Origin of the sequence: Halomicrobium zhouii, from assembly GCF_900114435.1 — an archaeon.
GTDB classification, from domain to species: Archaea; Halobacteriota; Halobacteria; order Halobacteriales; family Haloarculaceae; genus Halomicrobium; species Halomicrobium zhouii.
The window spans coordinates 60,411-77,656 of sequence record NZ_FOZK01000003.1; the positions used below are offsets into that span (position 1 = coordinate 60,411).

Annotated in this window: 21 protein-coding genes and 1 tRNA gene; 11 read left to right on the forward strand and 11 right to left on the reverse strand. The window is 66.5% G+C overall.

Annotation, left to right across the window (positions count from 1 at the left end; genetic code table 11):
• The first annotated feature begins 53 nt into the window (after window positions 1–53).
• The 6 genes from BM337_RS14000 to BM337_RS14025 all read left to right on the forward strand — a co-directional run bounded on the left by BM337_RS14000 (window position 54) and on the right by BM337_RS14025 (window position 5,969).
• Window positions 54–392: a 4Fe-4S dicluster domain-containing protein gene (locus BM337_RS14000; RefSeq protein WP_089817274.1), complete on the forward strand. Its 339-nt coding sequence runs from the start codon at window positions 54–56 to the stop codon at window positions 390–392.
• Window positions 393–537: 145 nt separating this feature from the next.
• Window positions 538–1,419 (forward strand): electron transfer flavoprotein subunit beta/FixA family protein, encoded by an 882-nt coding sequence (locus tag BM337_RS14005; RefSeq protein ID WP_089817275.1) that lies wholly within the window; start codon window positions 538–540, stop codon window positions 1,417–1,419.
• 2 nt (window positions 1,420–1,421) lie between these two features.
• Window positions 1,422–3,083 (forward strand): electron transfer flavoprotein subunit alpha/FixB family protein, encoded by a 1,662-nt coding sequence (locus tag BM337_RS14010; RefSeq protein WP_089817276.1) that lies wholly within the window; start codon window positions 1,422–1,424, stop codon window positions 3,081–3,083.
• Entirely contained in the window at window positions 3,076–4,746 is a 1,671-nt protein-coding gene (locus tag BM337_RS14015; RefSeq protein ID WP_089817277.1) for an FAD-dependent monooxygenase, read from the forward strand. The genes BM337_RS14010 and BM337_RS14015 overlap by 8 nt, the downstream gene beginning before the upstream one ends.
• A 30-nt stretch (window positions 4,747–4,776) precedes the next feature.
• Window positions 4,777–5,151 carry a DUF8055 family protein gene (locus BM337_RS14020; protein WP_089817278.1) on the forward strand — a complete coding sequence of 125 codons (375 nt, stop codon included), beginning with the start codon at window positions 4,777–4,779 and terminating at the stop codon, window positions 5,149–5,151.
• A gap of 86 nt (window positions 5,152–5,237) precedes the next feature.
• On the forward strand, window positions 5,238–5,969 hold the full coding sequence (locus tag BM337_RS14025; protein ID WP_089817279.1) for a GNAT family N-acetyltransferase: 732 nt from the start codon (window positions 5,238–5,240) through the stop codon (window positions 5,967–5,969).
• 72 nt (window positions 5,970–6,041) lie between these two features.
• On the opposite strand, the gene BM337_RS21215 is transcribed toward BM337_RS14025, so the two are convergent.
• Genes BM337_RS21215 through tmcA form a run of 3 tightly spaced genes read right to left on the reverse strand, consistent with a single transcriptional unit; the run spans window position 6,042 to window position 8,978 of the window.
• Window positions 6,042–6,203 (reverse strand): DUF8014 family protein, encoded by a 162-nt coding sequence (locus BM337_RS21215; RefSeq protein WP_177227538.1) that lies wholly within the window; start codon window positions 6,201–6,203, stop codon window positions 6,042–6,044.
• 34 nt (window positions 6,204–6,237) lie between these two features.
• Complete coding sequence (locus BM337_RS14030; protein WP_089817280.1) at window positions 6,238–6,729, reverse strand: DUF456 family protein; 492 nt, start codon at window positions 6,727–6,729, stop codon at window positions 6,238–6,240.
• Window positions 6,726–8,978 carry a tRNA(Met) cytidine acetyltransferase TmcA gene (tmcA, locus tag BM337_RS14035; RefSeq protein ID WP_089818142.1) on the reverse strand — a complete coding sequence of 751 codons (2,253 nt, stop codon included), beginning with the start codon at window positions 8,976–8,978 and terminating at the stop codon, window positions 6,726–6,728. Before tmcA ends, BM337_RS14030 begins: the two co-directional genes overlap by 4 nt.
• 329 nt (window positions 8,979–9,307) lie before the next feature.
• On the opposite strand from tmcA, the gene rpl7ae reads away from it, so the two are divergent.
• The 5 genes from rpl7ae (at window position 9,308) to BM337_RS14060 (ending at window position 11,616) form a co-directional block, all read left to right on the forward strand.
• Window positions 9,308–9,670: a 50S ribosomal protein L7Ae gene (rpl7ae, locus tag BM337_RS14040; RefSeq protein ID WP_089817281.1), complete on the forward strand. Its 363-nt coding sequence runs from the start codon at window positions 9,308–9,310 to the stop codon at window positions 9,668–9,670.
• Between the two features lie 10 nt (window positions 9,671–9,680).
• Window positions 9,681–9,908, forward strand: coding sequence for a 30S ribosomal protein S28e (locus BM337_RS14045; protein WP_089817282.1), 228 nt, complete (start codon window positions 9,681–9,683; stop codon window positions 9,906–9,908).
• A gap of 2 nt (window positions 9,909–9,910) precedes the next feature.
• Window positions 9,911–10,390 (forward strand): 50S ribosomal protein L24e, encoded by a 480-nt coding sequence (locus tag BM337_RS14050; protein ID WP_089817283.1) that lies wholly within the window; start codon window positions 9,911–9,913, stop codon window positions 10,388–10,390.
• Complete coding sequence (gene ndk, locus BM337_RS14055; protein WP_089817284.1) at window positions 10,390–10,854, forward strand: nucleoside-diphosphate kinase; 465 nt, start codon at window positions 10,390–10,392, stop codon at window positions 10,852–10,854. Before BM337_RS14050 ends, ndk begins: the two co-directional genes overlap by 1 nt.
• 522 nt (window positions 10,855–11,376) lie before the next feature.
• A complete protein-coding gene (locus BM337_RS14060; protein ID WP_089817285.1) occupies window positions 11,377–11,616 on the forward strand; it encodes a glutathione S-transferase N-terminal domain-containing protein in 240 nt (79 codons plus the stop codon).
• Window positions 11,617–11,640: 24 nt separating this feature from the next.
• Here the strand turns inward: BM337_RS14060 and msrB are convergent, their stop codons facing one another.
• From msrB to BM337_RS14100, 8 genes are all read right to left on the reverse strand, one after another.
• On the reverse strand, window positions 11,641–12,051 hold the full coding sequence (gene msrB, locus BM337_RS14065; protein WP_089817286.1) for a peptide-methionine (R)-S-oxide reductase MsrB: 411 nt from the start codon (window positions 12,049–12,051) through the stop codon (window positions 11,641–11,643).
• 46 nt (window positions 12,052–12,097) lie between these two features.
• Window positions 12,098–12,286 (reverse strand): Trm112 family protein, encoded by a 189-nt coding sequence (locus tag BM337_RS14070; RefSeq protein ID WP_089817287.1) that lies wholly within the window; start codon window positions 12,284–12,286, stop codon window positions 12,098–12,100.
• 743 nt (window positions 12,287–13,029) lie between these two features.
• Window positions 13,030–13,103 (reverse strand) — tRNA-Thr (locus BM337_RS14075).
• 26 nt (window positions 13,104–13,129) lie between these two features.
• Window positions 13,130–13,597 carry a GNAT family N-acetyltransferase gene (locus tag BM337_RS14080; protein WP_089817288.1) on the reverse strand — a complete coding sequence of 156 codons (468 nt, stop codon included), beginning with the start codon at window positions 13,595–13,597 and terminating at the stop codon, window positions 13,130–13,132.
• 102 nt (window positions 13,598–13,699) lie between these two features.
• Window positions 13,700–14,287, reverse strand: coding sequence for a CBS domain-containing protein (locus tag BM337_RS14085; protein WP_089817289.1), 588 nt, complete (start codon window positions 14,285–14,287; stop codon window positions 13,700–13,702).
• An 81-nt stretch (window positions 14,288–14,368) separates the two neighbouring features.
• Entirely contained in the window at window positions 14,369–15,130 is a 762-nt protein-coding gene (locus BM337_RS14090) for a GTP cyclohydrolase III (RefSeq protein ID WP_089818144.1), read from the reverse strand.
• 217 nt (window positions 15,131–15,347) lie between these two features.
• Window positions 15,348–15,647, reverse strand: a complete 300-nt coding sequence (locus tag BM337_RS14095) for a DUF5785 family protein (RefSeq protein WP_089817290.1) — start codon at window positions 15,645–15,647, stop codon at window positions 15,348–15,350.
• A 43-nt stretch (window positions 15,648–15,690) separates the two neighbouring features.
• On the reverse strand, window positions 15,691–17,007 hold the full coding sequence (locus tag BM337_RS14100; protein WP_089817291.1) for a CARDB domain-containing protein: 1,317 nt from the start codon (window positions 17,005–17,007) through the stop codon (window positions 15,691–15,693).
• Window positions 17,008–17,246: the final 239 nt, after the last annotated feature.

A 17,246-nucleotide genomic window follows, 5' to 3' on the forward strand; every position in this document is an offset into this window, starting at 1 on the left:
GACACCCCCTGTCAAAAGCTTAAGTAGGCTCCCGTCTCTGTGTCTAGATATCAATGGCCATAGATCCGGAGTTCGAGGACAACTACGAGGAAGTCGAGCGCCACGAGGGGCATCGGGTGTGGACGCCCGACGGTGAGGACCCGACCGAGGAGAAACAGGGCATCCACGGCACCCACGTCGCCGTCGACTTCGACATCTGCATTGCCGACGGCGCGTGCCTGGAGGACTGTCCGGTCGACGTCTTCGAGTGGGTCGACACGCCCGGCCACCCCGAGTCGGAGATCAAGGCCGACCCGACCCACGAGGACCAGTGCATCGACTGCATGCTCTGTGTCGACGTCTGTCCCGTCGACGCCATCGACGTCGACCCGAGCCGCGCTGGCCGGATCTGACGCGGATCTGTTTCTCGCCGTTCGCCGCTCGGTAGCTACTGCTACCCGTCCGCCGGGACGATTCGAGGGCCTCTCAGCGGAAAACGAGCACAAAAGACTATTACCGAGCCGTTAGTCACCACTCCCCACGAGGCATTTGATATCGATGCGCACGGTAGTACTGACGAAAGGCGTTCCCGACTTCCGCGAGGGGCAGGTCTCCTTCGACGAGGACGGCCACCTCGAGCGCGGGAAGACGCCGACGGTGATGAATCCGAACGACAAACAGGCGCTCCGCGCAGCGCTCCAGACCAGGGTCCGCCACGGTGGGACCGTCTCGCTGATGAGCATGGGGCCACCGGGGTACAAGGAGGTTCTCGAGGAGGGGATGCGCGACGTCTACGCGGACGACCTCTACCTGTTCTCGGACCGCGAGATGGGGGCGGCCGACACCTGGGCGACGGCGATGACCATCGCCACCGGCATCGAACACCTCGGCGAGGAGCCGGACCTGATAGTCGCCGGGTTCAAGACCGCTGACGGGGAGACCGGACACACCGGTCCACAGACCAACTGGTGTTTCGACATCAACGAGAACCTCGCCGACCGACCGCTGATCACCCACGTCATCGCCATGGACGTCGACGAGGAGGCCGGCACCGTGCGGGCGAAACGACTCGTCGAAGGTGACGTCTCGGAGATCGAGACCGTCGAGGCCGACCTCCCGGCGTTCGTCGTGACCGACGGCGAGTTCGAGCCGAGCTACCGGACGGCCAGCCAGCGCCTGACGTACAAGGACTTGCGCGAGGAGACCCAGGCGCGGGCGGACGATCTAGACCTCGAGGAGGACGTCACGGTCTGGAACCACGAGGACCTCAACCTGGACCCGGACTTCATCGGTCTCGACGGCTCTCCGACCATCGTCTCCGGCGTCGATCCCATCCCGAAGGCCCCGTCCGAACGGGAGGCCCAGGTGGTCGAACCCGGCGACGAGGAGGGGATGAACGACGTACTCGAGGCGGTCACGCCGTACGCAGGGGGTGACTGACCGTGGTCGACATCGACCCGACCGAACACGAGATCGCGGACCTCGGACCGGAGGTCAACCAGATCGACGACGTCGACGAACTCGAGGCGATGCTCGCCCTGGAGCAAGACGGCGAGGACCGCCAGCCTGTCAAGACGCTCATCGAGAGCCGGATCGAGACGCTCGAGGCGGACGACGAGGCGGTGGACCCGGAGACCGTCGACCTCACCGACCTGACCATCGCCGACGTCGCGAACCTCGTCCGCGACGTCGACGACGTCGACGTGCTCGAGGACATGCTCGAGCGCGAGGCGGGCGGCAACGACCGGAAAGGCGCGAAACAGCAGATCGAGAACCGCATCGACGCACTCGAGGGGAGCGGCGACGAGGAGCCGACCGAAGTCGAGTACGTCCCGCCGGAGGAGAAGTACCCCGACCTCGACCATCCGACCGCTGACAAGCAGTACGTCGAGGGCGTTTCGGGAGAGACCTACCGGGACATGTGGGTCTACTGCGAGACCCAGCAGGGCGAACTGATCGACGTCTCGAAGGAGATGCTCGGGAAGGCCCGCGAGTTGATGGACGAGTACAACAGCGACTCGGACGCCGAGGGGGCCTACGGCGGCGACGAGGACGGCGAGCCCGAGGACGTCGTCGCCGTCGTCATCGGTAGCGACGTCGAGGGCCTGGCCGAGGAGGCCGTCGCCTACGGCGCCGACCGCGTCGTCTACCACGACGACGAGCGCCTCGAACGCTTCCGGCACAAGCCCTACACCGAGATATACGCGCACATGTGCCGGGACTTCGAGACCGATTGGCGCGACTACCACGAACCCCGGTACAACGTCTTCCCGGCGACGAACAACGGCCGCGACCTCTCGGCACTCGTCCAGGGGGAACTCGACTCGGGGCTCGCCTCCGACTGCTCGGACCTGTACATCGAGAACGCGATGATTTCGAACCCGGCCAAGACCGGGACGCCGGGCGAGTCCAGAGAGTTCGAGCGCGTCCTCCACATGCCACGGCCCGACTTCTCCGGGTTCGAGTACTCGACGATCCTCTGTATCGACAAGCCACACCGGGACTTCCACCCGCAGGGCGCCAGCGTCATCCCCGGTGCGTTCGACCTGCCCGAGCCGGACCCCGACCGCGAGGGCGAGCTCGTCGAACACGACATCGACCTGCCCGAGGAGTGGTTCCAGGTCGAGATTCTCGAGGCCGACCAGCTAGACGAGGGCGTCGACCTGACTGGTAACGACGTCGTCGTCGCACTCGGCCGCGGTATCGGGGACGACCCGACGGCGGGTATCGAACTCGGGGTCGACCTCGTCGACCAGTTCGAGAACGCCGACCTGGGCTTTTCACGCGGCGTCCTCACGGCCTCGTACCAGTTCGCCGGCCACGTCGAACAGTACGTGACCATGGATCGCCAGATCGGCGAGTCCGGCCAGGTCGTCGAACCGGACGTCTACATCGCCGCCGGCATCTCGGGTGCGATACAGCACAAGGTCGGGATGGACGAGTCGGACACGATCATCGCCATCAACAACGACCCGGACGCCGACATCAGGGACTTCTCGGACTACTTCGTCCAGGGTGACCTGTTCGAAGTGTTGCCCCGCCTCACCGAGGCCGTCGAGGCGGGAGAACTGAGCGCGGTAGCGCAGGAGGCGAGTGATGACTGAGACAGACGACTACGAACACTACGAGGCCGTCGTCGTCGGGTGCGGACCCGGCGGCGCGGCGGCGGCAGCGGCACTGGCCAACAACGACGTCGAGACCCTGGTCCTGGAGCGGGGCGTCGACGCCGGGTCGAAGAACGTATCGGGTGGACTCGTCTACGCCGAGGAGTCCTCGCCGTACACCATCGACGACCTGTTCCCCGACTTCCGCGAGGAGGCGACGGAGCGACCCACCACGGAGAACTACATCCACAACGTCGCTGGCGACCAGGTGGCGAGCTTCGACATCTCCTCGCTGCACCACCGCGACACGGAGTGGGCCGACGCCGTCCTTCGCCGGAAAATGGACTCCTGGCTGGCGGAGCAGGTCCACGAGATGACCCGGGAGACCGGCGGTGGTCTGCTGACCGAGGTCCGCGTGAACGGACTCCTGCGAGAGAATGGGGAGATCGTCGGCGTCACGACGTCGGAACTCGACCCGATCAAGGCGGACCTCGTCGTGGCCGCCGACGGCGTCAACTCCGAACTCGCCCGGGACGCGGGACTGATGGACTGGGAGGACCCCGACGAGTGGTTCCAGGGGGTCAAGGCCGTCGTCGAGATGGATCCGGCCGAGATCAACGAGCGCTTCGGTATCGAGGACGACGAGGGCCACGCCCACCTCTTCTCCGGCGACCTGTTCGAGGGCGTCCGCGGCGGCGGCTTCCTCTACACGAACGAGGACTCGCTGTCCATCGGGACCGTCTTCCACCTCGACTCCATCGCGGAGGAGGAAGCCGAACCACACGAACTGCTCGACAACCTGCTCACGCACCCGCTGCTGGCCCAGTGGCTCGGCGACGACTACGAGGAACTGGAGTACTCCGCGAAACTCGTCCCGGACTCGAAGAAGGCGGCCCACCCCTCGCCACACCAGGACCGGCTCGTCCTGGTCGGCGACGCCGCCGGCCAGATGCAGGCCCAGGGGCCGATCATCAAAGGGATGAACCACGCCGTCACGGCGGGCGCGCTGGCTGCGGAGGCGTTCGTCGACGCGAAAGCCAGGAACGACCCCCACGCCGCCGGGCAACTGTACGAACAGAAGCTCCGCGACGAGGGCGTGATGGAGAAGCTCCGACCGCGGAGCTACCGCACGCTCGGCAGACTCGCTGAGGCCGGTCCCATCTCGAAGGTGACCGACGCCGTGGCGGACTCCGCCATCGGCCGCGCCGGCGTCAACCTCCTCGGACCGGGTATCCTCGAACGCCTGTTCTCCTCGCCGCGGATGATGGCGGTGATGCCGGACACCCGGACGCCGTACGTCACCATCCCGACGATCATCGCGGAGGAGCTCGGCGAGCGCGTCGACGCCCACAGCGCGGTCGAGCCGCCGGAGCTCGACGACCGCATCGGCGACCTGACCTACGACGTCGGTGACCCGCACATCCTGTTGCAGGACAACAGCTTCGAGGCGTCGGGAACGGCCGTCACCGCCTGTCCGGTCAGCGCGAAGGACTTCGGCGGCGGCTGCTACCGCGACGAGCACGTCAAGACCAACGGGAGCGAGGAACACCTCGTTAGTCTCGACACCCAGCCCTGCGTCGAGTGTGGCACCTGTGCCGTCGTCGCCGACACGCACTGGGAACACCCCGACGGCGGCAAGGGCGTCGAGTACAAACAGGGCTGATCGCGGCGAACGCGCCCCGGAGCACGCTTCATGGAAACCGACGATGCAGTCGAGGAACGTATCGACGAGCTCGCGGCCGCCGCCAGCGACGCCCGCGAACGGTTCGACTCGCCCGCCGACCCGCCGGACGAGGACGAGGCGATGCGTCTGGTCCGGGAGGGGTTCGGTCCGACGGCGTCGCTGTTCGTCGAGATCAGAACCGGTGGGCGGTCGGTGCACCTTCCACCGGCACCGTACGACCGGCTGGAGGGCGCGATGAACGACTGGCTGGCGCTGTACGCGCGCTGTTACGGCGTCGACCTGGACGCGGACTACGAGTTACGGAACGCTGCGCAACTGCTGGTCGACACGCACAACGCCCGTGACGTCGCCCAGATTCTCACGGGCGTCCCGGAACGAGCGTGACGGCCGCGTTCGAGTCACTCCGAACCACCCGGACCGCGAGTCGATCGTGACAAACAGTTAAGTATAGTCGAGTGTTACCTAATGTCATGGAGCTCGCCGAGCCACCGCAGTTCGACCACAGGGACCGCAAGGACGTCTACGAGTACGTGGAGAGCCACGGCTCCGTCGACCCCGAGGAGATGCGGACGTCGTTGCACATGGAGCCGCGACCGTTCGGCCACCACGTGGCGATCCTCAAACGCGACGGCGTGCTCGCGGAGGTCGACGGGGAGTTACGGATCGCCTACGAGGAGACGGCCGAGGAGGAGTTCGACGAGGACGGCGTCGAGTTCGTCATCCGGCAGGCCCGCCAGGAAGACCTCACTGGGCTAGTGGGCGCCATCCGGGAGGCCATCGGCGGGAAAACCTACGTCGACGCCGAGACGGTCGCCGACGTCGTCGACAACGAGGGGGTGCTCCTCCGGCACAACGAACTGGAGTCGCGCATCTTCTTCGTCGCCTCCGTCGAGGACGAGGTCGTCGGCTGGGTCCACCTCAAACACCCGGAGATCGACAAACTCTCCCACACCGCGGAACTGACGCTGGGCGTCCTCGAACGCTATCGCGGCCACAGCATCGGGAGCCACCTGCTCGAACGCGGCCTGGAGTGGGCCGGGTCGCAGGGCTACGAGAAGATATACAACTCCGTCCCCTCGACGAACGAGGAGGGCATCGAGTTCCTCGAGAGCCACGGCTGGGAGACGGAGGCCGTCCGCCCGGACCACTACAAACTGGAGGGCGAGTACATCGACGAAGTGATGCTGGCCAAACAGCTGTAAAACCGCCAGCGCTGGACGGGTCAGTCGGCGAGTCCCTCGTTTTCCGCGGATGTCACTGCTTCCGAGCGACCGTTACGGCCAGGCATCTTCGTGACCGTCCATCGGTTCCGGGACGACGCCGTCCTTCTGGGCCCACGTCCGTGCGTGCCCGGGACAGACGCGGACGTTCGCGTCCCACGGAATGTGCAACTCGACAGCGGCCTCGGCATCGCAACCCTCCTCTTCGCACTCCATGGGTCAGTTTCGAACGCGCGACCCTTATCGCTTCTCAGAACGCCCAGACGGCGACCATCGCGAGGAGGATGCTCCCGGTGAGGAGCGCCTGGACGACGGCCGAGCCGAGCATCGCAGCGGTCGTGATGGCCGCCGCCTTCGCGCTGGCACGGGCGTCCTGCTGGCGGTAGAACTCCAGTGCGAACACGGTGCCGGCGACGCCCAGCACCAGCCCGATGGGGCCGAGTCCGGTCGCGAAGAACAGGATCAACCCGACGAGACCGGCCGCGATAGCGGTCTTCGTCGACGCGCCGCCGACCTTCGCACCGACGACGCCGCCCAGCCAGTCGACGGCCCACGTCACGAACCCCGCGACGACGAGCAGCGCGAGGACGAGGGTACCGGGTTCGGAGAAGCCGCTGCCCCACCAGTAGACGAGCACGCCGGCGATAGAGAACGGTGCGCCCGGTAGCTGTGGGGTGACGCTCCCGACGACGCCGGCGATCAACAAGACGAACGCGGCGGCGAGGACGAGCAGATCCATCATCGGTCGTCGAGTTCCTCCATTGTCAGGTCGTCGGCGTACAGGCGTACCAATCTTTCGACGGTTCGGGCCACGGACCGCATACACTCCGCGGTGGAGACGAACTCGAACTCCTCACCGACCCTCTCCCACTCGTGGCCCTGGAGGACTTTCCGGACGAGGGCGCGCTCCTCGTCGGGCGACAGGGCGCTCGGGTCGGCGGGGTCGACGAGGTGACGGAGCGTCAGCCGACGGAACGGCGACGGGTTCGTGTCGAACGTCGTGGCGCCGCCGGGGACGCCCGCGACGACGCGCCACTCCCACGCCGAGAGGTCGAGCGACGGCGTCCCGCCCGCCGACGCGAGCACGGCACGCGCGACGTCGGGGTCCAGGTCGTCGACCGGGTCCGAGAGGACGCTCGCGACGCGGTCCAGGAACCACCCGCCGTGGCGTTCGGCCAGGTCGGCCCCTGCTTCCGAACACGGGTCGAGCATGATGGCCGAGTACTCGCCGCTGGCGTCGTTGCGAGTCGTCGAGAGGTGAACCGTTCGAAAGCCGTTCGCGTCCCAGAACCGGACGAGTTCGGGCGTCGCGCCGTAGCCGACGCCGAGCCAGTCGACCGACTCGGCGACCTCCCCCCTGATCTCCGTGAGCAGTCTCGACCCGATCCCCCGCGACTGGACGGCGGGATGGGTTGCGATACGGAGGACGCGCTGGCCGACCGGGACGGCCGCCGCTTCGTCGCGGAGCTGGGTAGTCAGGACGTCGGGGATCATGTTGCCTCGCACGCGCCTCCCCTCGTACATCTCCGCGCGTAAATCGGTCGGCAGGTCCCCCTCGCGGGCGAGCAGGGCGACGGAGACGACGTGGCCGTCGTGAGTGAGCGCCCGGGCGCTGACGTTCGGCGCGTCGAGCAACCGGGCCAGGTCGTCGGGTTCGGTCCGGTAGTGGGCGAGGACGAGCAGGCCGAACGCCTCGCGGAGGAGGTGTTCGTCGGCCAGCAGGTCTGCTGGCGAGAGTCGTCGATAGTCGACGGACGCCGGCGCCGCGTCTTCGACCAGCGGATCGACCGCCGGTCGCGCGTCGAGCATGAGCGCCCGGAACGCCCAGGACTCGACCGGGTCCCCGGCGGCGTACCTGATCGGTGTGGTCATCGCGACGTCGGTAACGACGTGGTCGCTATCGGTCAGTCGATCACGGAAACGAACCGAGAAGCCCCGGCCCGCGCCCTCGTACCCGTGGACGGTCGTCGTGAACGCCACGTTCGGCGCGTCGAGGAACCGCTCCAGGACCCGGACGGGCAAGGCCGCTGCTTCGTCGACGATTACGACGTCGGGGTCCTCCGGCAGGGCCGTCGCTTCGTCCGGCAATTCGAATCTGACTCGTCCCGCCGGGGTCTGGAGGTGCTGTGGCGCGTCCTCGTGGTCGACTCCCCGGAGCGCTCCCTGGTCCTCCAGCAGTTCGACGGCCCTGGCGAATACCTCACTGGCGCTCTTGTACTGGGGGGCCGTCACCAGCACGTCTTTACCGTCCAGGGCGAGACTCGCAGCGGCGAGGCCGGCAGCGCTCGATTTCCCCCGGCCCCGGTCGGCTTCGACGACGAGGGCCTGTTCGTCGGCAGTCGACTCTCCGTCGCCTCGAAACCGCTCGAACGCGCGAACGGTGTCGACCTGGTCCTCGGTGAGGCAGGCGTCGTAGGCGGCCGCGGGGAATTCGTGGTCCGCAGGCGGGGCGGGCGGACCGGGTCGGACCCGTGGGGCAGGGTCCGTCAGCCCGTCCGTCTCGACGGACCCGGTGTCGGCGTCGACGAGTGCGATGCCGGGGTGAGCGCGGACCGTCTCGACGACGCGTCGCCGGAAGTTCCCGGTGACGTCGTCGACGTCGAAGGGCGGGACGGCCAGCGTCTCGTCGAACTCGTCCCGGCGCTCCGGCCAGCTATCGAGCGGTGGCGTGAGAAGTATCAGGAGTCCGCCGCCGCCCACCGCACCGACCGACGCCCCGAGCGCGTTCGGCCGGAACGAGTCGTGTGCGTCGAGGACGACCGCGGTTCGCGTCCGTCCGAGCAGTGTTCCCGCGTGGACAGGATCGAGGCGTTCGCAGTTCAGGAACGCCTCGGAGCCGACGAGCGACGTCTCGGCGAGGGGAACCTCGGCGGCCGAGAGCGCGCTTCGGGCCGCCTCGCGCGTCGCGTCCGGGGACCCGGCCAGGACGAGCACCCTGCGCTCGCCCGTCCGCCGTGCCTCGTCCCGTACCGCGCGTGCGAGGTCGTTCATGCTGGTGATTCCAGCGTGGAGCGCCATGGGCGTGACGGTCCGCTGTACGACCGGTACTGATCAGATCGTATCCGGGCGCTTCCCTGGCGTGTCCCGTCGTGACACGCCGTACGGCGTTTGAAAGCGCTTTTAAGGAGTGATGTGCAACCGTGGTATACAGCCTGCGCCGGGTTGATGAAGCTCCCAGCCTTCTCAAGGACTATGCCGTCCGTCGCGGACGGAGGCGGGAACGCGCCCCGGTCTCCGCACGCCTCACGTGGAGGTCCCGGACAACCGCGCTCTCGCACTGGCGGGGGAGCCCGAGCCCGTGTGCAGGAGGTGATCCACCAATGCCAGTATACGTAGATTTCGACGTTCCGGCCGACCTCGCAGAGGACGCCCTCGAGGCCCTCGAGGTCGCACGGGACACAGGGACGGTAAAGAAAGGTACCAACGAATCGACCAAGGCCATCGAGCGCGGCAACGCCGAGCTCGTCGTCGTCGCCGAGGACGTCCAGCCCGAGGAGATCGTCATGCACATCCCCGAGCTGGCCGACGAGAAGGGCGTCCCCTTCCTCTTCGTCGAGTCCCAGGACGACGTCGGTCACGCCGCCGGCCTGGAAGTCGGCAGCGCCGCCGCGGCCGTCACCGACGCCGGTGAGGCCGAGGAGGACATCGAGGACATCGCCGGCAAGGTCGAGGAACTCCGGTAAGTGATAAACGATGAGTGCTGAGGAATCCGAAGACGGAGGGTCCACGCCCGCCGAGGTCATCGAGGTCGTGGGCCGCACCGGGATGCACGGCGAGGCCATGCAGGTCAAGTGCCGCATCCAGGAGGGCTCGAACCAGGGCCGTATCATCACGCGCAACGTCCTCGGGCCGGTTCGCGAGGGCGACGTGCTCCAGCTTCGCGAGACGGCTCGCGAGGCCGACACCATCGGAGGACAGTAACGATGCCGCGATCCAGAGAATGTGACTACTGCGGCGCCGACATCGAGCCCGGCACCGGGACGATGTTCGTCCGCACGGACGGGACGACCGTCCACTTCTGCTCCTCGAAGTGCGAGAAGAACGCCGACCTCGGCCGCGAGGCGCGCAACCTCGAGTGGACCGAGGCCGGACAGGCCGAAGGCGGTGCCGCCGAGACCGAGACAGCGGCAGTCGCCGACTCCGAGGCCGACGCGGCCGTCGAGGACGAGGAAGCAGCGTCGGACGAAGCCGAATCCGAGGATGACATCACCGAGGACGTCGACTCGGACGAACCCGAGGAGGACGTCACCGAGGACGAGGCCGACGAAGACTCCGACGAGGCCGAAGCTGACGAGGCCGATGCGGACGCCGACGAGGCCGAAGCTGACGAGGCCGACGAAGACTCCGACGAAGCGGCTTCCGACGAGGAAGACGAAGAGGAGACCGAGGAGGCCGAAGCCTGATGGCCGACCGCGAGCGAACCTTCGTGATGGTCAAGCCCGACGGCGTCCAGCGCGGCCTCATCGGCGAGGTCGTCGGCCGTCTCGAGGACCGCGGCCTGAAGATGGTCGGCGGGAAGTTCATGCAGATCGACCAGGATCTGGCCGAGGACCACTACGGTGAACACGAGGGCAAGCCCTTCTTCGAGGGCCTCGTGGACTTCATCACCTCCGGTCCGGTGTTCGCGATGGTCTGGGAGGGCCAGGACGCCATCCGCCAGGTCCGCCGTATGATGGGTGAGACCGACCCCGCCGAGTCCGCGCCCGGTACTATCCGTGGCGACTTCGGCCTCGACCTGGGTCGCAACGTCATCCACGGCTCGGACCACGAGGACGAAGGCTCCAACGAGCGAGAGATCGGCCTGTTCTTCGACGAGGACGAACTCGTCGACTGGGAACAGGCCGACGAGACCTGGCTGTACGAGTAGTCCGGTCTCGAACCCGTTTTTCGCGGTTTTCATCTTTCGGTGCCGAACGGACTCCAGCAGTGGCGTCTCTCTCTGGACGATGAGTCCTTCAGGTCGTCGCGTGCGGTCGTACGTGTCCGAGCGACAGCGAGGACCGCACGGCGAACCCGCGCGAGGTCTTCGCGAGCGCAGCGAGTCTTTCAGTGGATGACCGAAGGAACGGAGTGACTGAGAGAATCGGCTGGGGAGGCCCGTGGATGTGGTAGTTCGTTTCCTGGCGGACCTCGCCCTTTCAGTCCACCAGGAGAGCAAGCTCTCCTGAACCCTCGTTCGCTTCGCTCACGAGGACACCAGGACAGTACCGCACGACGGCCACGCACCTCCCCAGCCGATTGCGGTGCTCACTTCGTTCCGCTCCTCATCCCTCGCGCGGATCCGACGTGCGGCCTCCACTGACGTTCCGGCACGCACGACCGCACGCGCCACCCCGGGTGTTGACGGATCGCCGAAAACCCCTTTCCACCCCCGTTCGATGGTATCACCATGAGCTTCACGCTCTACGAGCTAGACGGCTGTCCGTACTGCGAGAAGGTCCACGAACGCATGCAGGAACTCGACCTCAACTACGAGAGCGAGTGGGTCGAGGGGCTCCACTCGAAGCGCGACGAGGTCAAGCGCGTCTCCGGCCAGCGCGGCGTGCCGGTCCTCGTCGACGAGGACGCGGGCGTCACGATGGCGGAGTCCGAGAAAATTCTGGAGTATCTGGAGCAGAGTTACGCCTGAAAGAGCAGCTCGCGCGACTACGAGTTACTCTTCCGGGTCGAAGTCGAGCGCGGCTCCGTTGATGCAGTAGCGCTTGCCCGTCGGTTCGGGGCCGTCGTCGAAGACGTGGCCGAGGTGGCCACCGCAGTTGGCACAGACGACTTCGGTCCGGTCCATTCCGTGGCTGGTGTCGCGGCGCGTCTCGACGTTGCCTTCGTCGTAGACGTCCGAGAAGCTGGGCCAGCCGGTACCCGACTCGAACTTCTCGTCGCTCTCGAAGAGCACCGTGTCGCAGGCGGCACAGGTGAACGTGCCCTCGTCTTTCACGTCGATGAGGTCGCTGCTGAACTTCGGCTCCGTCCCGGCTTCCCGGAGGATGCGGTACTCCTCGTCGGTGAGTCGTTCGCGCCACTCCGCGTCGTCCGTCGGCAGGTCGTCCGCGTCTGTTTCGCTCATGGGCCAGCGTACGTTCTGGAGGAGTATATACTGCGGGCTCTTCTGGTCACGGGTCCCTGCCAGCGTCGTCCCAGCGCTGGTCGACCAGTTCTTCGAACGGGTAGGATCGACCGCAGGCCCGACAGTACGCCGTCTCGGTCGTCTCGGCGGCCGAGAGGCTCGTGTGCCCGCTGGGGCAGACGATGCGGTACTCCGAGTCGAGTTTCTCCCGGATCCGGTAGCCGTTATTCGACATCGAGTGTACCTCCGCACGAGAGCGTCGTCACCGGTTCGTACCGACCGATGGCCTGGCATCGCGGACACGGGGTCGACGGATGCGCGAGCGGGGAGCGAAGGCGATCGCGAGCAATCGTGTGCAGCACGAACTCGAATCCGCTCACACAGCAGCGGTGCCGCACTCGCGGCACCTTTCGACGAGCGTCACACATTGGCCGCCGCCACGCGTCGGCAGTTATCCGCGGCGGCCAGGGCGGCCGTCTCTCACCGGTCGACGGCGTCCACGCCGTCCTGCGTCGCCCGCCAGCCGCCGTCTCCAGCGCTATCGTCGTCCGCCCGCGGACCTGCCGTCGTTCGGCCGTGGTCGCAGCTGCGTCGATACTGGTGCCCATCCGTACGGAAGTGGATGGCGAGTAGCGACTAAGTGGCCAGCCTAGGGCGGAGCGGAAGTGAAACTAACAGACGGCGGGGAACTGGTCACTCGTTCGGGACGTTTTCCGGCCGTCGTCGTGTCCGCTCGCCGACGGCGGCTGGTCCCGTCGCGAGCACTGTCGCTCAGCGACGTATCGAAAACTCCACGCGGCCAAGGAGGAGGCACGGCCGCGTAGGGTGTGGGGGTGGGGTGGTTTGTCGGGCGGATCGAATCCGCCAACGACACGTTGGGGCTCCGGACTGATACGAAGCAAGCCAAACTGTTTTGGGTCTGTTCGGACGCCGCCGACAGACCCACGGATAGCTCTCCGATTCGTATTCGGCGAGAGAAGCCAGGGGTGGGATTTGAACCCACGAACTCTCGATTACAAGTCGAGTGCTTGAACCACCCAAGCTCCCCTGGCGCACTCGACGATAGCACACACTCCGTTTAGAGGGTATCGCTTTCGACCGGCTTCTCCAGTTCGACGCGGTGGGGTTCGTACCCGTGGCGACGATAGAACCGACGGGCGTCCTCGTTGGCGGCCATCACGTTGAGCGCGACGCGGTCGACACCGCTGTCGGCGAAGCGCTCCTCGGTCGCGGCGAGCAGGCGCGTCCCGATTCCCTGTCGCCGGTAAGGCGGAGCGACGTAGAGGTTCTGGACGACGCCACGCTGGACGTCCTGTTCGTACTGCCCGGACTCGACGGTGAACATGACGAAACCGGCCAGTTCCCCGTCCTCGCGGGCCACCAGCAGTTCGTCGGCGACGATCCGCCGGAGCGTCGCCTCCCTGACCGTGGCCCGGTTGCGCTCGGGGGCAATGTGGGAGTCGTACTCGCGCTGCCCACGCGCGAGCGAGACCCACTGGTCGACGACGGCGTCGACGTCGTCGACCGTACCCGTGGTTATCTCCATCGGCCCGTATCGCTCCGGGATTCGACCGGACCCGTCAAAGGCGTTGTCCCGCGGACGACACGCGGCTTCGTTCGGGTCGGCCCATCCGGAAGCCGCAGTCGCTCAGATGTCGCGACAGTCGGCACAGAGGAGCTGGCCGTTGAACGCCGAGAGGTCGCGGCTGAGCGATCCGCACTTCTCACAGATCCCCTGGTCTTCGAACCCGCCGGCTTCGGCAGCACCCGCGTCAGAGGCTGTCGTGCTGGTGCTGGCGTCGACGAGGTGGGAGTCCTCCTCGCTCGCCCCGTTGGCGGCGTCGATCTCGGTGCCGATGGTCGAACTGCTGAGGACGTCGTGCTCGGTGACGATGCCGTCCGGCTTTCCCCCGCTGGAGACGACGAGCCACTTCGTCGACCGGGCCGCCATCCGGTCGCGCGCCTCGGCGAGCGTGTACTCGGGAGTGATGGTCGGCACCGACTCCGTCATCGCGTCGCCGACGTTGACCGTCGTCGGATTCGTGTCGTCGTCGACCACAACTTCGAGGACGTCGCGGTCGGAGAGGACGCCGACCGGCTCCGACCCGCGGAGGACGATGGCCGGTTCGGCCTCTTCGCGGATCATCAGTTCGACTGTTTCGAGCGCGTTGTCTGATTCGCTGGCGGCGACGAACTCCCGGTCCATCACCTCCTGCACTGTCACGTCCCTGTTCATGTCACGTGCTACCAGTGGAACAGTCTAAAAATTACCTGCACCACGCTTATGCCGGTACGCGGCGAAGATCAGGGGCTTCGCTCAGTCGCCGATTTCCACGTCCGCGCCCGTCGCGCGGCACCGTTCGAGCGCGTGTTTGGCGACCATCCCCGCGTCCGACGCGACCCGACCGCGTCCGACGCCGACCTTGAGGTCGACGTCGACCTCGTCCCGGACGTGGTCGATGGCGTCCTGATAGTCGGGCGCCGCGAGGTCCGGGCAGACTGCGATGACATTGTCGCCGCCGACGAAGAAGGACAGCGAGTCGTGGGCCTGGCGCATGTAGCGCATCAGCTCTGCGTACCCCTGTTCGATGTGGATGAACGTGTCGAACTCGTTGAGCTGGTCGGTGTACTCCCCGGTCGCGTCGTTGACGTCGAAGTGGGCGATCTGGAGGTCATCGACCGTTCTGAACTCCTCTTCGATGTGTCGACCGCGGAGTATCTCCCGGCGGTGTTCGTCCTGGGCGCTCCCCGCGTCCTGGAGTTGCTCTGTCGCCGTTCCGAGCGCGCTGACGGGGTCGGTTCCCGTGGCGACGCTGAGGCTCATCGTCACCGGATACCGGTTCCCGACGGACTCCTGGATGAGGGCGTGGTCGTCCATATCGAGCCCGTTCGAGACGGCGATCATGTTGTCGAACCTGGTGAAGAAGACGTAGCCGTCGCGGTTCCCGAACAGCTGCGAGAGGTCGGCGAAGAGCCGGGACTGTAGCGTCTGGAGGTCGACTTCCCGCCGCGGTTCCGGCGTGACGGTCCAGGGGCCGTAGTTGTCGATCTGTATGTGCGTCACCTGCGTGTTCGTCACAGTTGTCTCCGCGTTCGACACGGCCCGGTATTGTTCTGTCGAAACGTCCAACCGGAGGCCACCCCTCGCCGAGGGCGTGCCTCGGTACGAATCCAGCAGGTCGTCGACGACACCATCCGTGGACAGTCCCGATTCGAACTGCAGCCGCTGGTGAACACTCACACTCTGAGCTCACGATCGGCTGATAAACGTAACTGACGCGACTTTGTGGAACTGTTCAGGCGTGTTCGAGTTCGTACGGCCAGTAGCCGGCCTCCCGAAGCGCGCGGCCGACCGCCTTGTGGAAGTCCGGAAAGTCCTCGAACTCCTCCTGGTCGACGTAGTCGAAGATCTCGGAGACGCTGACGACGCGCTCGAAGTCGATGCGGACGGGGTCGTCGCCGAACTCGTCGACGTACCCCGCCGCCGACAGCGGGAAGTCCTCCTCCTCGTCGATTTTCTTCGCCAGAACGGCGTGTCCGTACTTGCGACGCCCTTCGCTGCCCTGCTCGCCGTCGGGGTCGTGGGGCCAGTCCATACTTCAGCGTTGCCCAGGTGACGCAAAAGGGTTTCTCTCCTGACTACCGGCGGACGAACAGGAGCAGGCCGCCGCCGAGGAGGACGATGCCCGCGCCGATACCGACTTCCAGCGTTCCGACGTCACCGATTGCCGGGAGCGACGGGAGGGACGGCTCCGCGTCGAGCAGGCCGCCGTCCGTGGATTCCGTGTCGTCTGCCGTGGTGTCCGAACTGTCCGACTGGTCCGAGCCGGATATCGCGTCGCTCGTGAGGATGACGGAACTCACTCGCTCGGCCCCGAGACCGACATCGTACTCGCCCTTGCTCGTGACGACGTGGTCCAGTTCGACCGTCTTCGATTCGCCGGGCTGGAGCGTCACGTTCTGCCGGTCGACGGTCACCCCGTCGACGCGCATCTCGGCCTCGTAGTCGCCGGCGACCTGTCCCTCGTTCGCGACGGTGGCCTTCAGCACGACCCGCTGGCCGTCGCTCGCGTCCTCGGTGTCGACGTCCGCTGACCGGACCGCGAACTCGGGGGTCAGCGCGCCGAGGACGAACTGATTCCCGCCGTCGGTCGACGCCTCGTAGACGATGGCGTCTTCAGTCGTGGCGGCCTGCTCGGTCGTCAGCGGTGTGAAACTATCGCCGGTTTTCCGGTAGACGGTGACGCCGTTCGACTCCAGTCCGTGTTCGTTCAGCGCGTCGCGGTCGACGGCGACCCGGAGCGATGTCGTGTTGACCCCCGAGATGGCGTCCATCTCGACCGCTCCGACGAGCGACGCACCCTGACCGCTAGGGACAGAGAACGACGCGCCGTCGGCCGGTGCGTAGGTCGCAACGCTGCGGTTGAACGACGACCCCGGCCCGGTCATGGTCACTCGCTGGAGGGCGAACGGTTGACCGTCCTGGGCGGGGAGGTTCGCGGTCATCGATTCACCGGCCGCGACGCCACCGGCGCGGACGATTGCCGTCTGGCCGTCGTCACGTTCGGTGACCGACGCGACCCGGAGCCGCGTCACGGTGAGCGTTCCCGCTGTTTTGTCGTTGGCCTTGATCCTGTACGTCCCCGGTTCGTCGAAGGAGACGTTGATCACGGCCTTCCTGTCGGAGTCCGACTCGACGTGGATGCGTTCGGACGCCACGTCGGATCCGTTTGCCAGGACGTCGATGCCGATGACGCCGCCGTCACCGCGGTTGTGAAGCTGAACCTGTACGCCGACCGGTTCGCCGACCAGCGTCGCGTCGCGTTCGAGGCTCGCGCTCGACATCCAGATACGCGGTTCCGCGACGGCCGTGCCAGCGAAGGCGGCGTTGGCTAGCAGTATAGCCAGGAGGGGGAGGGCGATGAGCCGTTTCTTCGATGTTGTTTGGGACCACATTGTTGACCAGGTGCCTACGTTTCGAATGTTAGTACCGGAATATAAATGTGCGTGTTATCTCCGTGATCACTTCACTGAATCGACTCCAGTCTCGCGTTTTTCGATCGGATCCGCCGCGGCCGGTTACCACGCTTCAGAACTGTCCTTTCCACGCGTCTTCACTGCATATAGATTCGTGCCGTTCGCGAGTCGGTGGTCTCGGTGGACTGTTTCACTCACGTCCGTTCGTTCAGAAGCGG